The sequence below is a fragment of the Nocardia wallacei genome, assembly GCF_029869545.1.
Classification (GTDB): domain Bacteria; phylum Actinomycetota; class Actinomycetes; order Mycobacteriales; family Mycobacteriaceae; genus Nocardia; species Nocardia wallacei_A.
This window is the reverse complement of the sequence record NZ_JARWQD010000369.1, coordinates 49,004-71,808: the sequence shown is the minus strand read 5'-3', so window position 1 is coordinate 71,808 and position 22,805 is coordinate 49,004. Positions and strand designations below refer to the sequence as shown.

Annotated in this window: 25 protein-coding genes; 6 read left to right on the top strand and 19 right to left on the bottom strand. The window is 70.5% G+C overall.

Annotated elements, in window-relative coordinates:
- Positions 1-336 precede the first annotated feature (336 nt).
- The 7 genes from QH290_RS34035 to QH290_RS34005 all read right to left on the bottom strand — a co-directional run bounded on the left by QH290_RS34035 (position 337) and on the right by QH290_RS34005 (position 7,584).
- Positions 337-849, bottom strand: a complete 513-nt coding sequence (locus QH290_RS34035) for a TM2 domain-containing protein (RefSeq protein WP_280387419.1) — start codon at positions 847-849, stop codon at positions 337-339.
- Positions 850-925: 76 nt separating this feature from the next.
- Entirely contained in the window at positions 926-2,161 is a 1,236-nt protein-coding gene (gene lgt / locus QH290_RS34030) for a prolipoprotein diacylglyceryl transferase (protein WP_280387416.1), read from the bottom strand.
- Between the two features lie 68 nt (positions 2,162-2,229).
- The gene (gene trpA / locus QH290_RS34025; protein WP_280267466.1) at positions 2,230-3,021 is read right to left on the bottom strand and encodes a tryptophan synthase subunit alpha; all 792 of its coding nucleotides are present in this window, start codon (positions 3,019-3,021) and stop codon (positions 2,230-2,232) included.
- 23 nt (positions 3,022-3,044) lie between these two features.
- Positions 3,045-4,319 (bottom strand): tryptophan synthase subunit beta, encoded by a 1,275-nt coding sequence (gene trpB / locus QH290_RS34020; RefSeq protein ID WP_280387414.1) that lies wholly within the window; start codon positions 4,317-4,319, stop codon positions 3,045-3,047.
- Positions 4,316-5,140 (bottom strand): indole-3-glycerol phosphate synthase TrpC, encoded by an 825-nt coding sequence (trpC, locus tag QH290_RS34015; protein WP_280267422.1) that lies wholly within the window; start codon positions 5,138-5,140, stop codon positions 4,316-4,318. Before trpC ends, trpB begins: the two co-directional genes overlap by 4 nt.
- Before the next feature lie 150 nt (positions 5,141-5,290).
- The gene (locus QH290_RS34010) at positions 5,291-6,025 is read right to left on the bottom strand and encodes a Trp biosynthesis-associated membrane protein (protein WP_280267423.1); all 735 of its coding nucleotides are present in this window, start codon (positions 6,023-6,025) and stop codon (positions 5,291-5,293) included.
- Positions 6,022-7,584 (bottom strand): anthranilate synthase component I, encoded by a 1,563-nt coding sequence (locus QH290_RS34005; RefSeq protein WP_280387412.1) that lies wholly within the window; start codon positions 7,582-7,584, stop codon positions 6,022-6,024. The genes QH290_RS34010 and QH290_RS34005 overlap by 4 nt, the downstream gene beginning before the upstream one ends.
- A 298-nt stretch (positions 7,585-7,882) precedes the next feature.
- Here QH290_RS34005 and QH290_RS34000 point away from each other — a divergent pair, with 298 nt between their 5' ends.
- The 4 genes from QH290_RS34000 to QH290_RS33985 all read left to right on the top strand — a co-directional run bounded on the left by QH290_RS34000 (position 7,883) and on the right by QH290_RS33985 (position 9,965).
- A complete protein-coding gene (locus tag QH290_RS34000) occupies positions 7,883-8,107 on the top strand; it encodes a hypothetical protein (protein ID WP_280267425.1) in 225 nt (74 codons plus the stop codon).
- A gap of 67 nt (positions 8,108-8,174) precedes the next feature.
- Positions 8,175-8,636, top strand: a complete 462-nt coding sequence (locus QH290_RS33995) for a peroxiredoxin (protein WP_280267426.1) — start codon at positions 8,175-8,177, stop codon at positions 8,634-8,636.
- A gap of 59 nt (positions 8,637-8,695) precedes the next feature.
- On the top strand, positions 8,696-9,298 hold the full coding sequence (locus QH290_RS33990) for a permease (RefSeq protein WP_280267427.1): 603 nt from the start codon (positions 8,696-8,698) through the stop codon (positions 9,296-9,298).
- A 157-nt stretch (positions 9,299-9,455) separates the two neighbouring features.
- The gene (locus QH290_RS33985; protein ID WP_280267428.1) at positions 9,456-9,965 is read left to right on the top strand and encodes a MarR family winged helix-turn-helix transcriptional regulator; all 510 of its coding nucleotides are present in this window, start codon (positions 9,456-9,458) and stop codon (positions 9,963-9,965) included.
- Between the two features lie 3 nt (positions 9,966-9,968).
- On the opposite strand, the gene hisI is transcribed toward QH290_RS33985, so the two are convergent.
- Genes hisI through priA form a run of 4 tightly spaced genes read right to left on the bottom strand, consistent with a single transcriptional unit; the run spans position 9,969 to position 12,716 of the window.
- Complete coding sequence (gene hisI, locus QH290_RS33980; RefSeq protein ID WP_280267429.1) at positions 9,969-10,316, bottom strand: phosphoribosyl-AMP cyclohydrolase; 348 nt, start codon at positions 10,314-10,316, stop codon at positions 9,969-9,971.
- A 21-nt stretch (positions 10,317-10,337) separates the two neighbouring features.
- The gene (gene hisF / locus QH290_RS33975) at positions 10,338-11,111 is read right to left on the bottom strand and encodes an imidazole glycerol phosphate synthase subunit HisF (RefSeq protein ID WP_280267431.1); all 774 of its coding nucleotides are present in this window, start codon (positions 11,109-11,111) and stop codon (positions 10,338-10,340) included.
- Positions 11,108-11,980, bottom strand: coding sequence for an inositol monophosphatase family protein (locus tag QH290_RS33970; protein WP_280387410.1), 873 nt, complete (start codon positions 11,978-11,980; stop codon positions 11,108-11,110). The genes hisF and QH290_RS33970 overlap by 4 nt, the downstream gene beginning before the upstream one ends.
- Positions 11,981-11,984: 4 nt before the next feature.
- Entirely contained in the window at positions 11,985-12,716 is a 732-nt protein-coding gene (priA, locus tag QH290_RS33965) for a bifunctional 1-(5-phosphoribosyl)-5-((5-phosphoribosylamino)methylideneamino)imidazole-4-carboxamide isomerase/phosphoribosylanthranilate isomerase PriA (RefSeq protein WP_280387408.1), read from the bottom strand.
- 220 nt (positions 12,717-12,936) lie between these two features.
- Here priA and QH290_RS33960 point away from each other — a divergent pair, with 220 nt between their 5' ends.
- Positions 12,937-13,416 (top strand): hypothetical protein, encoded by a 480-nt coding sequence (locus QH290_RS33960; protein WP_280387407.1) that lies wholly within the window; start codon positions 12,937-12,939, stop codon positions 13,414-13,416.
- Between the two features lie 228 nt (positions 13,417-13,644).
- Here the strand turns inward: QH290_RS33960 and hisH are convergent, their stop codons facing one another.
- From hisH to hisD, 4 genes are read right to left on the bottom strand one after another with little or no spacing between them, the layout of a single operon-like run.
- Complete coding sequence (gene hisH, locus QH290_RS33955) at positions 13,645-14,274, bottom strand: imidazole glycerol phosphate synthase subunit HisH (protein WP_280387405.1); 630 nt, start codon at positions 14,272-14,274, stop codon at positions 13,645-13,647.
- Positions 14,271-14,885 carry an imidazoleglycerol-phosphate dehydratase HisB gene (hisB, locus tag QH290_RS33950; RefSeq protein WP_280267436.1) on the bottom strand — a complete coding sequence of 205 codons (615 nt, stop codon included), beginning with the start codon at positions 14,883-14,885 and terminating at the stop codon, positions 14,271-14,273. Before hisB ends, hisH begins: the two co-directional genes overlap by 4 nt.
- Positions 14,882-16,015 (bottom strand): histidinol-phosphate transaminase, encoded by a 1,134-nt coding sequence (locus QH290_RS33945; RefSeq protein ID WP_280387402.1) that lies wholly within the window; start codon positions 16,013-16,015, stop codon positions 14,882-14,884. Before QH290_RS33945 ends, hisB begins: the two co-directional genes overlap by 4 nt.
- A complete protein-coding gene (gene hisD, locus QH290_RS33940) occupies positions 16,012-17,349 on the bottom strand; it encodes a histidinol dehydrogenase (RefSeq protein ID WP_280387400.1) in 1,338 nt (445 codons plus the stop codon). The genes QH290_RS33945 and hisD overlap by 4 nt, the downstream gene beginning before the upstream one ends.
- Positions 17,350-17,591: 242 nt before the next feature.
- Here hisD and QH290_RS33935 point away from each other — a divergent pair, with 242 nt between their 5' ends.
- Positions 17,592-18,014 (top strand): YjdF family protein, encoded by a 423-nt coding sequence (locus tag QH290_RS33935; RefSeq protein WP_280387398.1) that lies wholly within the window; start codon positions 17,592-17,594, stop codon positions 18,012-18,014.
- 19 nt (positions 18,015-18,033) lie between these two features.
- Here the strand turns inward: QH290_RS33935 and QH290_RS33930 are convergent, their stop codons facing one another.
- The 4 genes from QH290_RS33930 to QH290_RS33915 form a co-directional block, all read right to left on the bottom strand.
- Entirely contained in the window at positions 18,034-18,636 is a 603-nt protein-coding gene (locus tag QH290_RS33930; protein WP_280387396.1) for a maleylpyruvate isomerase family mycothiol-dependent enzyme, read from the bottom strand.
- Between the two features lie 75 nt (positions 18,637-18,711).
- The gene (locus QH290_RS33925) at positions 18,712-18,843 is read right to left on the bottom strand and encodes a putative quinol monooxygenase (RefSeq protein ID WP_280387394.1); all 132 of its coding nucleotides are present in this window, start codon (positions 18,841-18,843) and stop codon (positions 18,712-18,714) included.
- Between the two features lie 397 nt (positions 18,844-19,240).
- Complete coding sequence (locus QH290_RS33920; RefSeq protein WP_280267442.1) at positions 19,241-20,806, bottom strand: serine/threonine-protein kinase; 1,566 nt, start codon at positions 20,804-20,806, stop codon at positions 19,241-19,243.
- Positions 20,807-21,047: 241 nt separating this feature from the next.
- The gene (locus tag QH290_RS33915; RefSeq protein WP_280387428.1) at positions 21,048-22,805 is read right to left on the bottom strand and encodes a penicillin-binding transpeptidase domain-containing protein; all 1,758 of its coding nucleotides are present in this window, start codon (positions 22,803-22,805) and stop codon (positions 21,048-21,050) included.

The window sequence follows — 22,805 nt, the reverse complement described above, 5'->3', positions numbered from 1 at the left end:
CGGGAACGACAGGCTCGATTCGGTCACCAGGTGATCGACGGGCGGGCGGCGGCGGCCCACCAGCCGCGTGTCGACCCCCCCCCGCCCCCCCCCCCCCCCCCCCCCCCCCCCCCGCCCCCCCCCCCCCCCCCCGGGGCGCGGGGGGCCGGGGAATGCTGGGCGCGCGCCCGGCGGGCGGGGAATGCTCGGCGGCAGCACCCAGCGGCCGAGGAATACTGCGGTCCCATGCCGATTCCGGTATGGTCCCATGCCGATTCCGGGCGTAGTCCCATGCCGATTCCCGGCGTGGTCCTATCCCTGCTCCCGGCGTGCTTTTGGCCGGGAGGGCAGTATCGGTCAGCTTTCCTGGAGGGGGCGGCCGTATTGGTCGCGGACCTTGCCGGTCAGGATCATGATGCCGTCTATGAGGGGCCAGATGCCGCCGAGGCCGCAGGTGAGCCAGGTGACGGCGATCTGGCCTACGGCCAGGCCGGGGTAGCCGAGGTAGAAGCGGCCGACGCCGAAGCTGCCGAGGAAGATCTGCAGCAGGCCCGCCACCATCTTCGACTTGTCCGAATACGGCTCGCCGTACATGTTGCGGCCGAACGGCGCCTCGGGGTCCATGCCCGGCGCGCCGTACGGTGCGGGCGGGTAGCCGCCGGGCGCACCGTAGGGCTGGCCGTACTGCGGCTGCCCGTAGGGATTCGGCTGGCCGTACGCGTCCATCGGCGGCTGCGGCTGGCCGTACGCATCCATGGGCTGCCCGGCGGGTTGCCCCATCGGCTGCCCGGGTTGCCCCATGCCCGGGCCGGTACCGGGCGCACCGTACTGCGGCCCGTATCCCGGCTGCTGCTGGTAGGGGTCGGTCACTCAGGTCCTCCTAGTTTGCCCGGGCCCGCCTCGACGGCCCGGTCTCCCGTCCCGCCGCACGACCGCGGCGGTCGGCTCAAAGCTTGCCCGACTCGGGCGGTTTCGTCGCGCCGGACGCCCCACCGCTGGCGGCATTCGCTGAGTTATCGCCGACATCGCCGGATTCGTTGCGCTCACCCGCCGCGGAATCGGCCGGGGATTCGCTCGCTGCGCTGTCGGAGTCACCCGGCTCGCCCGCCGACCCGGTAGCTTCGCCGAGGTCGCTCGTCGGCGACTTCGCTCGAGCCTCGGTGGATTTCCCCGCCGCGGCCGAGTCCGCTTCCGCGGCAGCGGCTTCCGACTCGGCTGCCTCGGCCTCGGCGCCGGCGCGGCGCAGGGCGCCGAACTGCCAGGGCCACGGGCGGTCGCCGCCGGGCTCCAGTTGTGCGGCGGTCTCGCGGCCTTTGGTGGCGAGCGCGAAATAGGCGAGGGCGCACAGGAATACCACGGCCGAGGTGAAGGAGTTGATGCGAATGCCCGCGATGTGCGTGGCCTCGTCGTCGCGCAGCAATTCGACCCAGAACCGCCCGAAGCAGTAGATGGCCACGTACAGCGCGAACAACCGGCCGTGGCCGATGCGGTAGCGCTTGTCCACCCAGACCAGCACCAGCACGCCGAGCACGTTCCACACCAGCTCGTAGAGGAATGTCGGCTGCACCGTCTTCTCCACGACACCGGTGGAGACGCCGTTCATCATGTCGAGCTGACCGTTGTCGTCGAAGCGCAGGAAGATCTGCAAGCCCCACGGCACATCGGTCGCGCGCCCGTAGAGCTCCTGGTTGAAGTAGTTGCCCAGGCGGCCGATCGCCTGCGCCAGCAGGATCGCGGGGGCGATCGCATCACCCAAGGCGGGCAACGGGATTCGATACACCCGGCACCCGATCCAGGCGCCGACGCCGCCGAGGAACACCGCGCCCCAGATGCCGAGGCCGCCCTCCCAGATCTTCAGCGCGTTCATCGGATGGCCGTCGTCGCCGAAGTACTTCTGCCAGTCGGTGGCCACGTGGTAGAGCCGCCCGCCGACCAGCCCGAAGGGCACCGCGAACATCGCGACGTCCAGCACCGCACCCGGCTGCCCGCCGCGTTCGCGCCACCGCCGCTCACCCCACCAGATCGCGACGATGATGCCGACGATGATGCACAGCGCATACGCCCGCAGCGGGAATCCCCCGACGTACCACACCCCGCGCGGCGGGCTGGGTATATAGGCCAGCACCGCGGCCTGCACTCCACCGTGCGCAACAACACTGTCTGCCAGGACTGGAAAAGTCACGGCCCCACCGTAACGGAACGACCGCCGAAGGCACGTGCTGCCCTGCGCGCCACGCCTTCGCGACAGCCTCAGGAGGCGACGGCGGCCGACCGCACGCCCTGGGCGAGTTCGGCGGTGAGGGCGCGGACCTGGTCCATGCTCTCACCCGCCGCGGAGACCAGGGCCGAGCCGACGATGACTCCGTCGGCGTAGGAGGCGATTTCGGCGGCTTGCGCGCCGTTGCGCACGCCGAGGCCGACACCGATCGGGATGTCGGAGTGGGCCCGGACGCGGGCGCACAGCGCGGGAGCGGCCGAGGACACCGCGTCGCGGGCTCCGGTCACGCCCATCGTGGAGGCGGCGTAGACGAACCCGCGGGTGGCCTCGAGGGTGGTGGCGAGCCGCTCCTCGGTCGAGGAGGGCGCCACCAGGAAGATGCGATCGAGATCGTGCGCGTCGGAGGCGGCCAGCCATTCGTCGGCCTCCTCCGGGATCAGGTTCGGCGTGATCAGCCCGAGCCCGCCCGCGGCCGCGAGATCACGGGAGAACGCGTCGACGCCGTACTTCAGCACCGGATTCCAGTAGGTCATCACCACGGCCTTGCCACCGGCGTTGCTGATCGCCTCGACCACCGCGAAGACGTCGCGCACCCGCACACCCCCGCGCAGCGCCTGTTCGGTGGCGGCCTGGATGGTGGGCCCGTCCATCACCGGATCGGAGTAGGCGATGCCGACTTCGATGATGTCGCAACCGGATTCGACCATCGCCGTGCAGGCCGCGATGGAGCCGACCAGATCCGGGTACCCGGCGGGCAGGTAGCCGATGAGGGCGGCGCGGCCCTCGGCGCGACAATCGGCAAAGGTGCCGCCCAGACGACTCACCGATGGTTCGCTCGCAAGCTCGCTCACTCGGCATCCTCTCCGTACAGCCCGAACCACTTGGCCGCGGTGTCCATATCCTTGTCGCCGCGGCCCGAGAGGCTCACGAGAATGATTGCGCCGTCGCCCAATTCGCGGCCCAGCTGCAGCGCGCCCGCCACCGCGTGCGCGGACTCGATGGCCGGGATGATGCCCTCGCTGCGCGAGAGCAACAGCAGCGCGTCCATCGCCTCGGCATCGGTGATCGGCCGGTACTCGGCGCGGCCGGTGTCCTTGAGGTACGCGTGCTCGGGCCCCACGCCCGGATAGTCCAGCCCCGCGGAGATGGAATGCGATTCGATGGTCTGGCCGTCGTCGTCCTGCAGCAGATACGAGTACGCGCCCTGGAAGGCGCCCGGCGTCCCGCCGGTGAAAGTGGCCGCGTGCCTACCGGTTTCGACGCCGTCGCCCGCCGCCTCGTAGCCGATCAGCCGCACGCCGGGATCGTCGATGAAGGCGTGGAAGATGCCGATCGCATTGGATCCACCACCGACACAGGCGGTGACGGCATCGGGCAACCGGCCCGTCCGGTCCAGCACCTGCGCCCGCGCCTCCAGCCCGATGACGCGCTGGAAATCGCGCACCAGCAACGGGAACGGGTGCGGGCCCGCGGCGGTACCGAAGCAGTAGTAGGTGTCCTCGGCATTGGTGACCCAGTCGCGCAGCGCCTCGTTGATGGCGTCCTTGAGCGTCTGCGAGCCGGTGGTCACGCTGACCACCTCGGCGCCCAGCAGCCGCATCCGGGCCACGTTCAGCGCCTGCCGCGCGGTGTCGACCGCACCCATGTACACGATGCAGTTCAGCCCGAGCAGCGCGCACGCGGTGGCGGTGGCGACGCCGTGCTGGCCCGCGCCGGTCTCGGCGATGACCCGGGTCTTGCCCATCCGCTTGGCCAGCAGCGCCTGCCCGAGCACGTTGTTGATCTTGTGCGAGCCGGTGTGGTTCAGGTCCTCCCGCTTGAGCAGGATCCGGGCGCCGCCGGCGTGCTCGGCCAGCCGGGTGCACTCGAACACCGGCGACGGGCGGCCCGCGTAGTCGCGCTGCAGGCGGTCCAGCTCGGCGAGGAACCCGGGATCCACGCGGCACTTGTCGTACTCCGCGGTGACCTCCTCGATCACCGCCATCAGCGCCTCGGGGACGTGGCGGCCGCCGTAGACGCCGAAGTGGCCGCCCAGGTCGGGCTCGTGGCTGCGCTGGGTGACACCCGCGCTGGCGGGCGGCAGATCCCCGGTGTTGCGTTCCGGCTCCTGCGTCCGGGTCATCGCGCCGCTCCCCGGCGCAGCGGCCGCGGGCAGGACGGGTGGGTTCCGGCGGTCACCAGTTCCGAGACCGCGGCGCGCGGGTCGCCGCTGGTCACCAGGCTCTCGCCGACCAGCACCGCATCCGCGCCCGCACCGGCGTAGGCGAGCAGGTCGGCGGTGCCGCTGATACCGGATTCGGCGATGCGGATGACCTCGGTCGGCAGGCCGGGCGCGATGCGCGCGAACACGTCGGTGTCCACCTCGAGGGTCTTGAGATTGCGGGCGTTGACGCCGATCACCGAGGCTCCCGCCTCCAGCGCGCGGTCGGCCTCCTCCTCGGTGTGCACCTCGACCAGCGCGGTCATGCCCAGCGATTCGGTGCGATCGATCAGCGAGGACAGCACGTCCTGTTCCAGCGCCGCCACGATCAGCAGGATCACGTCGGCGCCGTGCGCGCGGGCCTCGTGGATCTGATACGGGCCGACGACGAAATCCTTGCGCAGGATCGGCACGTCGACCACGGCGCGCACCGCGTCCAGGTCGTCCAGCGAGCCGTTGAAGCGGCGTCCCTCGGTGAGCACGCTGATGATGCGCGCGCCCCCGTCCTCGTAGGCCTTGGCGAGGCTGGCCGGATCCGGGATGTCGGCCAGCTCGCCCTTGGAGGGGCTGGCGCGCTTGACCTCGGCGATGACACCGACACCGTCCTGATGCAACGCGGCGTACCCGGGACGCGGCGAAGGTGCCGCCGCGGCGGCCTTCTTGACTGCCTGGAAATCCAGGACGGCTTCCCGAGCGGCCACATCCGCGCGGACCCCGTCGAGAATCGAGTCGAGTACCGTCATCTGGCTCGAATCCTTTCTGGGGAGACCGACTTGCTGCCTGAGAATCCCCCAAGGCGCTGTCTCACCGATGCAGGTAAAGAGTAAATGGCCATGTTCCCGACTCCGACGGCGGGGTGTTCCGCATCGCATCGATCCCGACTGGGATAATGCTCACCTTCCGGGCTGGTCGTCGGTGGGGTCGGTGCCCGCGTCGAGGGCGTCCCACAGCACGCGTTCGGACAGTTGCTCCGGCGCCGCCGAGTCCGGCTGGGCCGCCGCGGGTTTCGCGGTGTCCCCCGGTTGCCGCTCCGCCGATTTCGCCTGTTGCGCGGCCACCTGGTCCGCCGCCGCGGCGCGCCGGAAGACGGGGTTGTCGTACTTGCCGGACAGCCGCGCCGTCTCCTGGGGCATGCGGGCCAGCAGCACGCCCGCCGCGAACGCCGCCAGCGCGCCGACGAGGCTCAGCACCGCGGGCAGCGACGCCGAGGTCACCTGATCCACCTGCGCGCGGGCGGGCAGCTCGGCCAGCGCGGCGGCCCGCTCGGCGATCTTCCCGCGCCCGGTCACCAACGCGAAACCCGGTACCGCCGCGACCGCGGCGATCAGCGCCACCACCACGCCGACCAGCCGCCGCAGCCATCCGCGGGTGGCGAATACCGCCGCGATCGCGGCCACCAGCACCAGGGCCAGCGGCGTCAGCGCACCGAACCACTCGCCCCCGTTGAGCCGGTGGGTGCGTGGCTCGGTGAGCCCGTCGGAGGACACCAGCGTCACCCACGTCATCCGCGACGAGCCCCACAGCGCGACGGCGGCCACGGCCAGCAGCAGCGCGGGGCCGACGGGGTACTTGCGCGGAGCCTCGCCGGAGGAGTCCGGTTGCGCCGGTTCGGGTTCCGGGGAGTTCATGGATCCTCACCATCGGGCTGGTCGGGGGTGAAGGCGCGCACCGTTTTCGCGGCGGCGATGGCCTTGAGGACCGCCATGGCCTTGTTGCGGGATTCGGTGTCCTCGTACTCGGGCTCGGAGTCGGCGACGATGCCCGCCCCGGCCTGAACGTAGGCGGTGCCGTCCTTGAGCAGCGCGGTGCGGATCGCGATCGCGGTATCGGCGTCACCGGCGAAATCGAGGTAGCCGACCACCCCGGCGTAGGTGCCGCGGCGGGTCGGCTCCAGCTCCTCGATCAGCTCCATCGCGCGCACCTTCGGGGCGCCGGACAGCGTGCCCGCCGGGAAGCATGCCTGCACGGCGTCGAGGGCGATCTTGCCGGGCGCCAGCCGCGCCGACACCGTCGACACCAGGTGCATGACGTGGCTGTAGCGCTCCACGTGCCGGTACTCGGTGACGCGCACCGACCCCGGCGTGCACACCCGGCCCAGATCGTTGCGGCCCAGGTCGACGAGCATGAGGTGCTCGGCGTTCTCCTTCTCGTCGGCCAGCAGATCCTTCTCCAGCAGCAGGTCGTCCTCCTCGGTGGCGCCGCGCCACCGGGTGCCCGCGATCGGATGCGTGGTGGCCACGCCGTCCTGCACCGTCACCAGCGCCTCCGGGCTGGAACCGACGATCGAGAACGCCGTCCCGCCCGCACCGTCCGGGATGTGCATCAGATACATGTACGGGCTCGGATTCGACGCCCGCAGCATCCGGTACAGATCCAGCGGGCTGCCGTCGTAGTCCATCTCGAACCGCTGCGACAGCACCACCTGGAACGCCTCGCCGGCCTCGATCTCCTTCACCAGGCGGCGCACCCCGGCGCCGAATTCCGCGGTGGTGCGCTGCCGCCGATACTCGGGCTCGGGCCGAGCGAACACCGACACCGTGGAGGCGGCGGGGGCGGCCAGCGCGGCGGTCATCCGGTCCAGCCGGGCCACCGCGTCGTCGTAGGCCTCGTCGACCCGTTCGTCGGTGCCGTTCCAGTTGACCGCGTTGGCGATCAGCGTGATCGCGCCCTCGTGGTGATCGAAGGCGGCCAGGTCGGTGGCCAGCAGCAGCACCATCTCCGGGAGCCGCAGGTCGTCGGCGGTCAGCTCGGGCAGCCGTTCCATCCGGCGCACGATGTCGTAGCCGAGGTACCCGACCAGGCCGCCGGTCAGCGGCGGCAGGCCCGGCAGGCGCTCGGTGCGCAGCAGTTCCAGGGTCTCGCGCAGCGCGAGCAGCGGATCGCCGCCCGACGGCGCGTCGGCGGGGGTGGTGCCCAGCCAGGCGGCCTCCCCGTCCACGACGCTCAGCGCGGCCCGGCTACCGGCGCCGATGAACGACCAGCGCGACCACGAGCGGCCGTTCTCCGCCGACTCGAGCAGGAACGTCCCGGCCCGGTCGGCCCCGAGCTTGCGGTAGGCCGACAGCGGAGTCTCCGAGTCCGCCAGCACCTTTCGGATGACCGGCACCACCCGGTGCTCGGCCGCGAGCGCGCGGAACTGCTCACGAGTCGTGGTGGTCCCCGGGCCGTCGGTTGCTGCGCCGTGCATCCCTCCATCCTTTCAGCAAGTACCCGATGGCGAGATGTGCGGGGGTGGGGAGTTCCGCTTCGCTGTCGCCCGTGTGAGTCGGCAGGCTACGAATTGGCCACGTCGGCCAGCCGAGGCGTGCGCAGCCCCGAATGACTGGGGCGAACCCGCCGTGCCCAGGCGCGGCAATTCGGCACCGCCGCGCTCACTAGACTCGCGACGTTCGAAGTCGCACGCGGTATCCCTGAACGAGAGGAGATCAACACAGATGTACCCCTCGCGAGGTTCCCTGCCCGGGCAGCCGCCCCGGTTGGTGAATATGAACCAATCCTCGAGCGGGCAGAACCCGGGCAAGCACAACGCGCTCGCGTCGTTCGTCACCTACGTCAAGGCCATCGAGAACCTCGATCGCACCCGCTTCCCCGATGAGTACGCCGAGCACACCGACCGCATCCGCGAGCTCAAGCCGTTCCTGAAGGCCCACGGCATCCTCGATGTCATGCAGATCAAGAATCCGGAAGTCGCGGGCATCCTGGGCGTCTGATCCCCCGCCAGGCGCTCCCCCCGCCGACGGTACCGGGCGCCGTGCGCGCCCGGTACTGTCGCTTCCTATGAAGGCTGGCCAGCGCGCTCCCCAGTTCGATCTCCCCGACCAGGCCGGGATCGCCCGCTCCCTCGACACCCTGCTCGCGAGCGGTCCGCTGGTGCTGTTCTTCTACCCGGCCGCCAACACCCCCGTCTGCACCGCCGAGGCGTGCCACTTCCGGGATCTGGCCGGCGAATTCGCGGCCGTGGGCGCCTCGTGCGCCGGTATCAGCGCCGATTCGGTCGACACCCAGGCGGGCTTCTCCGACAAGCAGCGGCTGGGCTATCCGCTGCTGTCCGACCGCGACGGCGCGGTGGCCGAGCGGTTCGGGGTCAAGCGCGGGCTGCTCGGAAAGCTCGCGCCGGTAAAGCGGCAGACCTTCGTCATCGATACCGACCGCACGGTCCTGAAGGTGATCACCGGTGAACTGCGAGCGAATGTCCATGCCGACACCGCCCTGAAATTCCTCCGCGAACGAAACCGCTGATCCGAAACGCCGAGCCGAGACGCTCCCCCGCGCCGGGCGATTGCACATACCCTGGTGCTATGACTTCGCGGAGCGTGGAGCAAACGTCCGGTAAGCCCGCGGTGACCACGTGGCGCAACCGGATCCTCGCGGCGCTGGCCGTCGCCGCCGTGCTCGTCGCCACCTACTTCATCCTCGCGGCATTCATCCCGCGCTGGTGGGCGCAGCGCATCGCGAACATGTCGGGCCACGGCAGCTTCGCCAAGGGCATCTGGTCCGGGCTGGCGCTGGGCTTCGTGTGCACCCTGGTACCCCTGCTGCTTCTGCTGTTCGCCGTCACCGTGTGGCGGCGGCGCGGCGGCCGGTTCCTTGCCGGGGTCGCGGCGGTGCTCGCGGTGGCCGCGGCGCTGCCCAACCTGATGACCCTGACCATCGTGTGGGGCGGCAGCAACGCGGCCCACGCGGGCGAGCGGATCCTCGACGTGGACGCCCCGGGTTTCCGCGGTGCGTCCCTGATCGCCGCGATCGTGGCGGCGGCGCTGTTCCTGCTGCTGGTGTTCGTGGTGCTGCGGCGCCGTTACCGCAAACGCCGGGCTGCCAAGCAGGTTCAGCAGCAGCAACCCGCCGAACCGGCGCCGCCCGCCGGCGAATTCCACCCCCGGGAAGAACCGCCGCTACACTGAGCCATCGCGTGATAGGTGTCACGTCATTGACTACACTCGTGACCAGCGAGCGAAATCATGGCAAACTTGATATCTGCCGGTGACTGATTTGAAGTTTCAATGATCGCTAGCTCTGCTAACGAACAAGCGTCACGCGGCTGCATTGAGAGGGCGCGATGTGACGAAGTGGCTGAATCCCATCGAACAGCGAGCTTGGCGGACTCTTGTCGCGCTGACGACTCGGCTACCAGCAGCGATGGATACGCAGCTGCAGCGCGAGTCCGGCGTGACGCATTTCGAGTACTTCGTGATGGCACTGCTGTCAGAAGAGGCCGGCCATCGCTTACAGCTGAGCGAACTTGCCTACAAAGCAAATGCTTCGCTATCCCGACTTTCCCACGTGGTAACAAAATTGGAGCGTCTCGGCTGGGCGCGCCGGGAAACGCTGCGCGGACGACGCGGCGCCTACGCTGTCCTCACCGACGCCGGTTACCGGAAGGTGGAGGACGCCACGCCGGGCTATCTCGAGGCGGTGCGCGGGCTGGTCTTCGACGGGCTCGACGCCGAACAGACCGAGCGGCTGGTGCAACTCGGTGAGGCGCTGGTCGATCAGCTGGACACCGGGATCAACCGCGGGATCGGCCGATCGAACGGCCATCCGAATCCGCCCGACAACGGTCAGGAGTAGCGCTCAGGACCGCGCCGCCAGCAGCACATCGCCGTCCCAGCAGGTGTGGGTGCCGGTGTGGCACGCGGCGCCCTCCTGGTCCACGATCAGCAGCACGGTATCGCCGTCGCAGTCCAGGCGCACCTCGTGCACGTACTGCGTGTGCCCCGACGTCTCGCCCTTGACCCAGTACTGCTGCCGTGACCGGGAGAAGTAGGTCGCCTTGCGGGTCTCGAGCGTGCGGGCCAGCGCCTCGTCGTCCATCCACGCCATCATCAGCACGTCGCCGGTGCCGCGCTCCTGCGCGATCGCGGCGACCAGCCCGGCCTCGTTGCGCTTGAGGCGGGCGGCGACGGCGGGATCCAGACTCATGCAGACCTTTATATCAATGCGTCAGCGGACGGTGATGCCCTCGGCCCGCATCGCGGCCTTGACCTGGGGAATGGTCAGATCGCCGAAGTGGAAGACGCTGGCGGCCAGCACCGCGTCCGCGCCGGTCCGCACCGCCGGGGCGAAGTGTTCGACGCCGCCCGCGCCGCCGCTGGCGATGATCGGCACCGAGACCTCCTTGCGGACCGAGGCGATCATCGGCAGATCGAATCCGGCCTTGGTGCCGTCGGCGTCCATCGAGTTCAGCAGGATCTCCCCGACGCCCAGCTCGGCGCCGCGCAGCGCCCATTCGATCGCGTCGATGCCGGTGCTGCGCTTGCCGCCGTGCGTGGTGACCTCCCACCCGGACGGGGTGGGCGGATTGCCCTCGGGGACCAGGCGCGCGTCGACCGACAGCACGATGCACTGCGAGCCGAACCGCTGCGACATCTCGCGCAGGATCTCCGGATTCGCGATGGCCGCCGTATTGACCGACACCTTGTCGGCACCGGCGCGCAGCAGCCGGTCCACATCGTCGACGGTGCGCACGCCGCCGCCGACGGTGAGCGGGATGAAGATCTGCTCGGCGGTGCGGGTCACCACGTCGATCATGGTGGCGCGATCGCCGGAGGACGCGGTGACGTCGAGGAAGGTCAGTTCGTCGGCGCCCTGGGCGTCGTAGGCGGCGGCGAGTTCGACGGGATCGCCCGCGTCGCGCAGGTTTTCGAAGTTCACGCCCTTCACGACGCGACCGGCGTCGACGTCCAGGCACGGGATCACGCGTACGGCCAGGGTCATGGTTGCGCCTCCGAATCGGTGTCCTCGCGTCCGTGGCGGGTGGCAGCCGCGCTGTCGATCAGTTCCAGCAATTCCCCGTGCACCCCCGGTGCGGCGGCGAGCACCGAACCCGAGGTGATCGTCCACGGTTCGCCGCGCAGGTCGGTCACCACTCCCCCGGCGGCACGCACGAGGGCGACGCCCGCCGCGTTGTCCCAGGGATGGTGGCCGAACACCACGGCCCCGCCGAGCACGCCGGAGGCGGTGAACGCCAGGTCGATTCCGGTGGAGCCGTGCATGCGCACCCGCCCCGAGAGCCGGCTCAGCGCACCCAGCAGGTCGAAGCGGAAGCGGCCGGGGATGCGGCCGTGGCTGTCGATATTGAACGCGCCGAAGCCGATCATCGCATCGGAGAGGCGACCGGACTCCAAGGGCGGCAGCGGTTTTCCGTCCAGCAGCACCGGCCCGCCCGCGGCCGCGGCGTAGCGGTGGCCCAGCAGCGGCAGCCAGGTCAGCCCGAGCACCGGCTCGCCGCCGTCGATCAGCGCCAGCAGCATCCCCGACAGCGGATGTCCCGCAGAGTAATTGAAGGTGCCGTCGATCGGGTCGAGGACCCAGGCGGTGCCCGAGGTCAGCTCCGGTCCGCCGAATTCCTCGCCGTGCACCGGGATTCCGGTCCGCTCCCGCAGCTGCGCCGAGAGCGTGCGCTCGAGCTCGAGATCCAGTTCGGTGGCGAAGTCGCCGCGCCCCTTGGCCACCGCGCTGGGGGCGCCGACGCCCTCGACGAAACGCGGTGTGGCGGCGTCCAGCAACTCGCTCGCGACGGCGAGCAGCCCGGCCGGGTCGATGTCGGAGGCGGCGTCCGCGTTCCTGTCGCTTGGGTCGCTCATGCCCTCAGCTCACCGCGGCCAGCGCCTCGGGCAGCGTGAATCGCCCGGCGTACAGGGCCTTTCCGACGATCGCGCCCTCCACGCCCTCGGGCACCAGCCCGGCGATGGCCCGCAGATCGTCCAGGGTGGAGACGCCGCCGGAGGCGATCACCGGGGCCTCGGTGGCATTGGTCACCTCGCCGAGCAGGTCGAGGTTCGGGCCGGTGAGGGTCCCGTCCTTGGTGACGTCGGTGACGACGTAGCGCGCGCAGCCGTCGCGCTCCAGGCGCTCGAGCACCTCCCACAGGTCGCCGCCGTCGCTGACCCAGCCGCGCCCGCGCAGCCGGTACTCGCCGTCGATGATCCGCACGTCCAGTCCGACGGCGATGCGGTCGCCGTATTCGGCGATGGCGCGGGCGCACCACTGCGGGTCCTCCAGCGCGGCGGTGCCGAGGTTCACCCGGGCGCAGCCGGTGGCCAGGGCCGCCTTCAGCGACTCGTCGTCGCGAATGCCCCCGGACAGCTCGACCTTGACGTCGAGTTCGCCGACCACCTCGGCGAGCAGATCCCTATTGGAACCGCGGCCGAACGCGGCGTCCAGATCGACCAGATGCACCCATTCGGCCCCGGCCTGCTGCCAGGCGAGCGCGGCGTCGCGCGGCGATCCGTAGCTCGTCTCGCTGCCGGCCGCACCCTGAACCAGGCGCACGGCCTCACCATTGGCGACATCGACGGCGGGTAGCAGCACAAGATTCACGCATGCAGCCTACTGGGCAGCGTTCCTGGTCTCGGCGCCGGGATGGCGCAAATAGGACGCCGGTCACGGCCGTGCGCCGGGATCTGCGAGGTTTGCCGGACCTCTCGGCGGGCTATACGAACAACGTTGTGCCGACCCACCGGCTACCATCCGGTCACCCGCTCCGCGTGCGTATCCTGGGTTGCGGCTACCCATAGTGTCGACGAACAAGGATTCAGTCATGCCCCGGATCACGCTGCGCCGCTTCGTGATTGCGCTGCCCTCGGCGGCGGTCGCGGTGGCCGCGCCGGTCGTGATACCGCCGGCGGCGGCGGCCCCCACCGACCCCGCCCAGCTGGCCGCGTGCGATTTCGGCCGCCAGTTCAGCACCTTCGACTTCAACGCCTACGACGACTACGACCAGCGCGTGCTCGACCGCTCGACCAGCCCGTTCCGCGAACAGTTCCAGGGTTCCGCCGCCGAGCGGCGCGCCCGGGCCACCGGCTCGCACACCATCGCCGAGGCGAAGACGGTCGAATGCCGCACCGAGACCTCCGACCCCGAGCACGCGGAGATCATGGTGACCGTCGACCAGTCGACGCGCAGCGACGTCACACTCGGCCTGCCACAGCCGATCCGCTCCAGCATGCGGGTCTACCTGGACAATGTCGACGGCCGCTGGCTGGCCAGCCGAGTCGACCCCGTACAGGCGATGCGCTGATATCGGCCGGGACTCAGGAACCGGAACCCGTCTCGGGGAGACCTGCCGAGAAGTAGCGCAGCCAGGTGGGGATGTCGAACGCGGTCGCGAGCAGTGCCGGAATGTCGCCCATGGCAGTCCCTTTCCACCGTGTCGTGCCTCGTCGAGGCGACGATAGCCGGTCCGGTAGCCGAGAGTTCGCCAGCACGCCGGGGTTGGAGCGTGTCCTGGATCACATCCCCGCTTCCGCTAGAGCGACTTCACCCAATTGCGGAGCAGCTGCGCACCGGCATCCCCGGACTTCTCCGGGTGGAACTGCGTGGCGCTGAGCGGGCCGTTCTCGACGGCGGCCAGGAACGGGCCGCCGTGCTCGGCCCAGGTGAGCTTCGCCGGGGCGAGCGGGCCGCCCTCCGGCAGCTCCCAGGTGCGGGCCGCGTAGGTGTGCACGAAATAGAAGCGGGTCTCGGGATCCATCCCGGCGAACAGCACCGAATCCTCCGGCGCCCGTACGGTATTCCAGCCCATGTGCGGCAGCACCGACGCGGGCAACCGGTCCACCGTGCCCGGCCATTCCGCGCAGCCGTCGGTCTCGACGCCGAATTCGACGCCGCGCTCGAACAGGATCTGCATGCCCACGCAGATCCCGAGCACCGGACGGCCACCCGCGAGGCGCTTGCCGATGAGGCGGTCGCCGCGCACCGACAGCAGGCCCGCCATGCAGGCGGCGAAGGCGCCGACGCCCGGCACCACCAAACCGTTTGCGTTCAAGGCGATTTCCGGATCCGCGGTCACCGTCACCTCGGCACCGGCGCGGATCAGGGCGCGGTTGGCCGAGTGCAGGTTGCCGGAGCCGTAGTCCAGCAGCGCGACGGTCGTCACAGCGTCCCCTTCGTCGACGGCACCCCGGTCACCCGCGGGTCGAGTTCCACCGCGGCACGCAAAGCCCGTGCCACGGCCTTGAATTCGGCCTCGGTGACATGGTGCTGGTCGCGTCCGTACAGCACCCGCACGTGCAGCGCGATGCGGGCGTTGAGCGCGATCGACTCGAAGACGTGGCGATTGAGCACGGTCGAATACGGCGCGCCCGGGCCGTTCGTCGGAATCACCGTGTGCAGCAGGTGATCCGGTTCGCCGGTGTGCACGCAGTACGGCCGCCCGGACACATCGACGGCGGCGTGCGCGAGGGTCTCGTCCATCGGGATGTAGGCGTCGCCGAAGCGGCGGATGCCCTGCTTGTCGCCGAGGGCCCGGGCCAGCGCCTGACCGAACACGATCGCGGTGTCCTCGACCGTGTGGTGCGCCTCGATCTCGATATCGCCCTCGGCCCGCACCGACAGATCGAAGCTGGCGTGCGCGCCGAGCGCGGTCAGCATGTGGTCGTAGAACGGGACGCCGGTGGCGATATCGGTGCGGCCGGTGCCGTCGAGGTCCAGCTCGACCACGATGCTGGATTCCTTGGTGGTGCGCTCCACCCGCGCGGTTCGGTTCACAGTCGCCCCTCCAGTGCCGTGGCGGCCAGTTTCGCGCTGACGCGCAGGAATTCGTCGTTCTCCGCGGCCAATCCGATGCTGACCCGCAGGTGCCCGGGAATGCCGACGTCGCGGATCAGCACGCCCTCGTCGAGGAAGCGCTGCCAGGCCGCGGGCGCGTCGGCGAAGTGGCCGAACAGCAGGAAGTTGGCGTCGCTGGGCGAGACCACGTAGCCCATCTCGCGCAGCGCCGGGGCCACCCGGTCCCGCTCGGCCGCCAATTCCGCGACGCTGCCCAGGGTTTCGTCGGCGTGGCGCAGGGCCGCCCGCGCCGCCGCCTGCGTGACCACCGACAGGTGATACGGCAGCCGCACCAGCAGCATCGCGTCGATCACGGCCGGGGCGGCGGCCAGATAGCCGAGGCGGCCCCCGGCGAAGGCGAAGGCCTTCGACATCGTCCGGGTGACAACCAGTTTCGCGGGGAACCGGTCGATCAGCTCGATCGCGCTGGGCGCGCCGGAGAACTCGCCGTACGCCTCGTCGACCACCACGAGACCCGGTGCGGCATCGAGGATCCGGACCAGATCGGGCAGCGCGATGCTGTGCCCGGTCGGGTTGTTCGGGCTGGTCACGAAGACCACATCGGGACGGCGCTCGGCGATCGTCAGCACCGCGTAATCGATGTCGAGGGAGAAGTCAGCGTTGCGCTTGGCCTCCACCCACTCGGTATCGATGCCCTCGGAGATGATCGGATGCATCGAGTACGACGGCACGAACCCCAGCGCGGTGCGCCCGGGCCCGCCGAACGCCTGCAGCAGCTGCTGCAGAATCTCGTTGGAGCCGTTGGCCGCCCACACGTTCGCCACGTCCAGCGCCACCCCGGTCTGCCGGGTCAGGTACGCGGCCAGCTCGGTGCGCAGGGCGGTCGCGTCGCGGTCCGGGTAGCGGTGCAGGTCGGCGGCCGCGGCGCGGATCGACTCCGCGACATCGTCGACCAGGGCACGGGTCGGCGGGTGCGGGTTCTCGTTGGTGTTCAGCTGTACCGGCACCGTCAGTTGCGGTGCGCCGTAAGGCTTCTTGCCGCGCAGGTTGTCCCGCAGCGGCAGGTCCTCGAGCGTGAGCGCGGAGCCCGGGACCCGCTGCCCGGTCACGACAGCGCCTCGAACCGCGCCCGCACGGCCTGACCGTGCGCGGGAAGATCCTCGGCGTTCGCGAGCGAGACCACGTGTCCGGCAACGTCTTTCAGCGCGGTCTCGCTGTACTCCACGACGTGGATGCCGCGCAGGAAGGTCTGCACGCTCAAACCCGAGGAGTGCCGGGCACATCCGGCGGTGGGTAGCACGTGGTTGGAACCGGCGCAGTAGTCGCCGAGGCTCACCGGGGACCAGGCGCCCACGAAAATCGCTCCGGCACTGCGGACCCGGGCCGCGACGGCGGGCGCGTCGGCGGTCTGGATCTCCAGGTGTTCGGCGGCGTAGGCGTTCACCACCCGCAGGCCCTGATCGATGTCGTCGACGAGGACGGTGCCGGACTGCTTGCCGGACAACGCCTCCGCGACCCGGTCGTGGTGCTTGACGACCGCCAGCTGAGTGGTGATCGCGGCGTCGACGGCGTCGGCCAGCTCGGGGCTGTCGGTGACCAGCACGCTGGCCGCCAGCACGTCGTGCTCGGCCTGGCTGATCAGATCGGCGGCCACGTGCACCGGATCGGCGGTGGCGTCGGCGAGGATCGCGATCTCGGTCGGCCCGGCCTCGGCGTCGATACCGACCAAGCCGCGGCACAGGCGCTTGGCGGCGGTGACGTAGATGTTGCCCGGGCCGGTGATCATGTCGACCGGCGCCAGCGGGGTGCCGTCGGTATCGGTGCCGCCGTAGGACAGCAGCGCGACCGCCTGCGCGCCGCCGACCGCCCAGACCTCGTCGACGCCGAGCAGCTCGGCGGCGGCGAGGATCGTCGGGTGCGGCAGCCCGCCGAACTGCTGCTGCGGCGGCGAGGCCACCACCAGCGAGTCGACACCGGCGGTCTGGGCGGGCACCACGTTCATCACGACGCTGGACGGGTAGACCGCGTTACCGCCGGGCACGTACAGGCCGACGCGCTCGACCGGCACCCAGCGTTCGGTCACGGTGCCGCCGGGGACGACCTCGGTGGTGGTGTCGGTGCGCCGCTGGTCGGCGTGCACCGCGCGGGTGCGTTCGATCGCGACCTCCAGCGCCGCGCGTACCGGCGGATCCAGCTCCTGCAGCGCCCGGTCCAGTTCGGCGGCCGGGACGCGGACCGCCGCGGGGGTCACGCCGTCGAACCTCTCGCTGAATTCCAGTGCCGCCTCGACACCCCGGTCGCGAATCGCCTCCACGACCGGCCGCACGTGATGCAGCACCGAGTCGACGTCGACTCCCCCGCGCGGCAGCGCGGTGCGCAGCTCGGCGGCGGTGGGAGTACGACCGCGCAGATCGACGCGGGCGAGCTCGATGCGGGATGTCATAGCGGTGCGGAATCCTTGTCTGTGCTGGTCTTCGCCCGGAGCCGAGGGGCTCCGGACCCGGTTACCAGCCTAATAGGTCGATCCGGCCATCCCTCCCGCGCCTCCGGCGGCGGTAGTATTCGCGGCGGGACGAGCTAAAACACGGCCCGGTCGGTAGTCCGGGCGGCCGCATGCGGCTCAGTAACCTCCCTCCCAGGGTGTCCGGCGCGTCCTCATCATCACCACAACCATGGGAGGAAACGATGCCGAGCACGTTCAGCGTGTATTTCGACGGCCAGTTCTGGGTCGGTGTCCTGGAGATCACCGACGATTGCGGCGTGCGCGCGGCACGCCATGTCTTCGGCTCCGAGCCCTCGGGCGCCGAGTTGGAGGAGTTCGCGGTCCGGCATTACGGCGGACTGCTCGACCGGGCCCTCGCCGCACCCCCGGTTCCGGCCGGTGCCCGCCCGAAGACGACGGTGAACCCGAAACGCCTTGCCCGCCAGGCCGCGCGGGAACAGGCGTCCCGCCCCCTCACCTCCGCCGCCCAGGACGCCCTGCGCGCGGCCCACGAACAGGCGGGCCACCTCAACCGCGCCGCCGCCAAACGCCGCCGCGCCCAGGCCGCCGAACACCGCCGACACCTCACCGCCCGCAAACGCAAGGCCAAGCACCGCGGCCGCTGACAACGAGAACGGTCGGTGGTCAGGCGAGGCGTTCGCGGAGGAGGGGGACGCCGTCGCCGTCGAGGTCGGCGAGGGCGGCGGGGCGGCCGACCATGGCGAGGGCCAGGGCCTCGGCGGGGCCGCGGACCTCGGGGCCCGCGCCCTGGGTCCAGTCGAGGTCGGTGGCGGTGAAGTGCAGGCCGCGGGTGTAGCGCCGCGGGAACGCGAACGGGTCGGGGTGTGACAGCACCGCGCGCAGGCGCTCGGCGGGGACCTTGCGCTCGCGGCCGAGCGGGCGGCGGATGTCCTGCTGGTGCACGAAGGTGTCGGCGAGGGCGAGACCCGGAAACATGCGCGAGAACCAGCCTTCGGGGCCCGCGAGCCGATCGGTCAGCGTCGCGGGCGGCAGCGGCGCCATCTTGCGGACCAGCAGGTCATTGACCCGGTCGACCGAGAACCGGCCCCGGACCAGGAGACCGGTGTAGGACGAGAGCGAGACGGTATCGGTCTGCAGGTGCGCGACCACATCGCGCACCCGCCAGCCCGTGCACAGCGACGGCGCCTCCCACTCCGCGTCGGACAAGGTGCGCAACAGCGAGACCAGCTCGGCGCGCTCCTCCCTGAGCATCTGCCGTGTATCCATCGCGAAAGGCTAACCGGGGCACCGCCTGCCGCGATACCCCGAGATAGGACGCGATTGCGCCACCGCGGCATGCCGCTACTCGGCGACGAGGCGGCGGATGACCATCGGCTCGGCCAGGATCTCGTCGAATACCTGCGCGACGTGCCGGAAATGCGGCGTGGTGAAGTGGGCTTCCAGGGCGCGGGCGTCGCTCCACTCCTCGACCACGACCAGGTGCGCGGGATCGTACGAAAACCTGCGCCTGCCCGACGACCCCGACCATGCCTACATCGCCCACACCGTCGACCCGGGCACCCCGTCGGAAACCGCCCTCCGCCTACTGGCGAACTGGGCCGCGGGGATCCCGGCCAAAAGCGTGCCGGGACAATGAAAGTAGCCGCATGCCGGGACAATGAAATAGCGGCGTGCCGGGACAATGAAGTAGCGGCGTGCCGGGACAATGAAATAGACGCATGCCGGGAGGTGGTCCCGCGGACGCAAGCGCCAAGGCGTGCCGAGCGGTGGCCTGCGTCGCGGCGAACAATCCAGGAGCGTGAACTAACACGATCAGAACGGTGGTGCGTGCCCACGGGCGCGCACCACCTTTTTGTTTCGAGCCGGGCGGTCAGGCTCGCGTATCGCTGTCGATGAGCAGGTTCCCATTGCTCGCCTTGACGAATCGCAGCACCACCGACTTGTTCCGGCCATCGGCATAGGTCACGCTGGCGACGCCGATGTCTACCGAACCGTCAGAATTCGCGCTGCCATTGCCGTCCACCCGAATGGTGCTGAAGTTCGTTACCTGGTGCTGACTCCAGTACGTCTGAAACGCCTGCTGGCTGCCGTACACCTGCTGCGCGGCCGGAGTCAGTTGGCTCCATGCGCTACTCGGATCGGATTCGGTCAGAGTATCGAAGAACTCTTTCGTCTCATTGATGGCCTGCTGCGGGTCTGCCTGGCCGACGCTCTTGGTCTGGCCGAGGGCGCCGGAGCTGGGGGTGCTGCTGCGGGCCGGGGCGCTGGTGGCCGCCGAACCGCCTTGCGACGGAGGGGGATTCGTGTTCGGCGGGGCGAACAGGAAGTACAGTGCGGCGGCGACGATTCCGAGGCCCACCACGAATCCGCCGACCAGCGCCCACCGGCGGGTGGGGGGCGCGGCGGGGGGTTCGGGCGCCGACGGTACCGGATTGGAGCGGGTGGCCGGGTGGGCACCGGAGCGGACGGGCCGCACCGGCGGCAGGTCCGGCTCGGAAACCGGTGCGGCCGTGGCCATCATCTCCGCGGTGGAGATATCGGCCTGTGCCGCACGGCGATCCAGGGTCGGGGTGGCGTGGCGGCGCGCGGCGGGCCGGTGGGTGGCCAGCATCCGCGTGGTCTCCTCGCCGGAACCGAATTCGGCGAAATCGGCCAGTTCGTCGCGCACCTCGGTCATGCTGGGCCGGTCCTCGGGCTCGAAGCTCAGCAGCGACAGCAGCAGATCGGTGAGCGGACCGGCATTGCGCGGCTCGCTGAGCTGCCCGTTGGCCGCGGCGTACAGCAGCGCCAGGGGATTCGGGTTGGTGCCGTAGGGCGGCTCGCCCTCCAGCGCATGGAAAAGCGTTGCGCCCAGGGCGAATACGTCGGCCGCCGGAGTCGGCTCGGCCCCGCGCGCCACCTCGGGCGCCAGGTACGCGGCGGTGCCGGAGATCAGGCCCGTGGCCGTGAGGGTGACATCGCCCTTCGCCTTGGAGATGCCGAAATCGGTGATCTTCACCGTGCCGTTCTCGCCGAGCAGCACGTTGCCGGGCTTGACATCGCGATGCACGATGCCCGCCCGATGCGCGGCCACCAGCGCCGACGCCACCTGCTCGCCGATCCGGGCGACCTGCGGCAGCGGCAGCGTGCCCTGCGAGGACAGCACCACGGCCAGGCTCTGCGACGGCAGATACTCCATGATCAGGCAGGGGTCGCCGCCGTGATCGGTGATGTCGAAGACGACGATGGCGTTCGGGTGCTGGAAGCGGGCGGCGTTGCGGGCCTCGCGAGAGGCGCGCTGCCGCACGATTTCCTTCTCCCCCGCCGGCAGGCTGGGCTGGGTGAGGATCTGCTTGATGGCGACGGACCGTTCCAGCCGTTCGTCGACGGCACGCCAGACGACGCCTGTGCCGCCGCTGCCAATCCGCTCGACCAGGCGGTAATGCCCTGCGATCACTTGGCCGGTTTCGATGGCACTACTCCGAGTTCTCCGCGATCCGTGACTTACCGCGCGCGGGTTGCCCGCGCGTTCCTCGGACGAGTGTAGCGGGCCGGACGGGCGGGTCTGCCGCCGGAGCGACATCCGTGTGAAATATGTACGAATGCCCTGAGATGCGGGTGAGATCACGGCGCGATCCGGCCGAGATCTCCTGTGTCCTACATCACTTTCCGGTCACTGTTGCTCTGGTGTCACACGATCAGCGCTGCGCCCGCAGGAACCGGCCCGCGGCCTCCACCGCGGGGCCCGAACTGCCCGCGTCGCTGACGAACACGGCCACCGCCAGATCGCCGTCGATGCCGACGAACCAGCCGTGCGCGTGCTTGTCGTCGATGTACTCCGCGGTACCGGTCTTGCCGAGCATGCCCGGGATATCGCGCAGCTGCGTGGCGGTGCCGTCGGTGATCGTCTCGCGCATCATCGCCTTCACCTGATCGGCGACGGTCTGCGGGAGCGGCTCCGGCCTCCGGTCCGGCACGCCTGGCCTGCCCGCGACAATGGCGGGATCGGGCACCGCACCGTGCGCCAGCGCCGCGGCCACCAGCGCCATCCCGAACGGTGAGGCGGTCACCTTGCCCTGACCGATTCCCTCCTCGACGCGCAGGGCGGGCGTGTCGGCGACCGGCACCTTGCCCGTGACGGTGGTCATGCCGGGCGCGGTGTAGTCGATGCCGAGCCCGAGCTGGGCGGCGGCGCGGGTGAGGCCGTCCGGCGGCAGGTTCACCGCCAGCCGTCCCATCGTGGTGTTGCAGGACCTGGCGAACGCCGTGTGCAGCGGCACGGTGCCGAGGTCGAAGTTGTTGTCGTTGGGGATCTGCCTGCCCTCGATGTTCTCGGTGCCGGGGCACGCCACCATGGTGTCGGGGGTGACGCGGCCCGTCTGCAGCGCCGCCGAGACGGTCACGGTCTTGAAGGTAGATCCCGGCGGGTACAGGCCGGTCAGCGCGATCGGGCCCTGCGCGTCGGCGGGCGGATTCTGGCCGAGCGCGAGCAGATTTCCGGTCGAGGGCTGGATGACCACCATGGCCGCCGGGGTCGCGATCGACGCCAGCGCGGCGTCGGCGGCGCGCAGCATGCCGGTGTCGAGGGTGCTGGGAATGTCGGCGACCGGCTTCGGGTCCTGCCCGCCGACGCGCTGCGTGCCCGCGGGGGTCGTGGCGCGCACCGCCCATCCCGAGGCCGCGTCGGTCTGCTGCTGCCACAGCTCCGAAAGTCCGGACAGCGTCGGCGAATTCAGCTCCCTGTCGGTGGCCAGCAGCCGGGTCTGCGGGGCCAGGGTGACGTTCGGCAGCGCGGCCAGCCGGTCCTGGATCGGATCCAGGTCCGTCTGGCGCAGCGCGACCGCGGTCACCGGTTTACCTTGCGCCCCGGCCAGTTCCGATTGCAGCGAGGCGGCGGTGATGCTGGGCTCGAGCGGATTCAACAGTGCCGCAACGGCATTCACGTCCGCGCCGGGGGCGAGGTTGACCAGCGTGACGACCTGCTCGGTCAGCAGGTCCGCGCCGGCGCGATCGAGCACGCGCGCGGCCGGATTCGGGGCGACGGTCCCGTAGCTCAGCGGCCCGGCGTCCAGGCCCGGCGCGACGGTCGCCGGATTCCAGCGGATCTTCCAGCTGTCCCCGGACTCCTCGGCCGCGCCGGTGGTCTGGTAGGTCCACTGGTTCTTGCCGCCCGGGCCCAGCTTCCAGGTGGCGGCGAGGGTGAAGGTGGCGCCGTTGTCGGTCTTGTCGATCTTGTCGACCTGGAACTGCGCCTCCTTGCCGAGGCTGTCGTACAGCTTGGTGAGGGTGTCCGACGCCTGCGCCGGATCGGTGGTGACGGCGGCCGCGGCGGCGGCATCGTCGCGGTTGAGCGCGTCCGCGAAGTCGTTGACGGTGCTGTCGAGACGGTCGGCCGACGTGTCCGAGCAGGCGGCCAGGGCCAGGACCGGGGTGGCGAACAGGGCGAACAGTTTCAT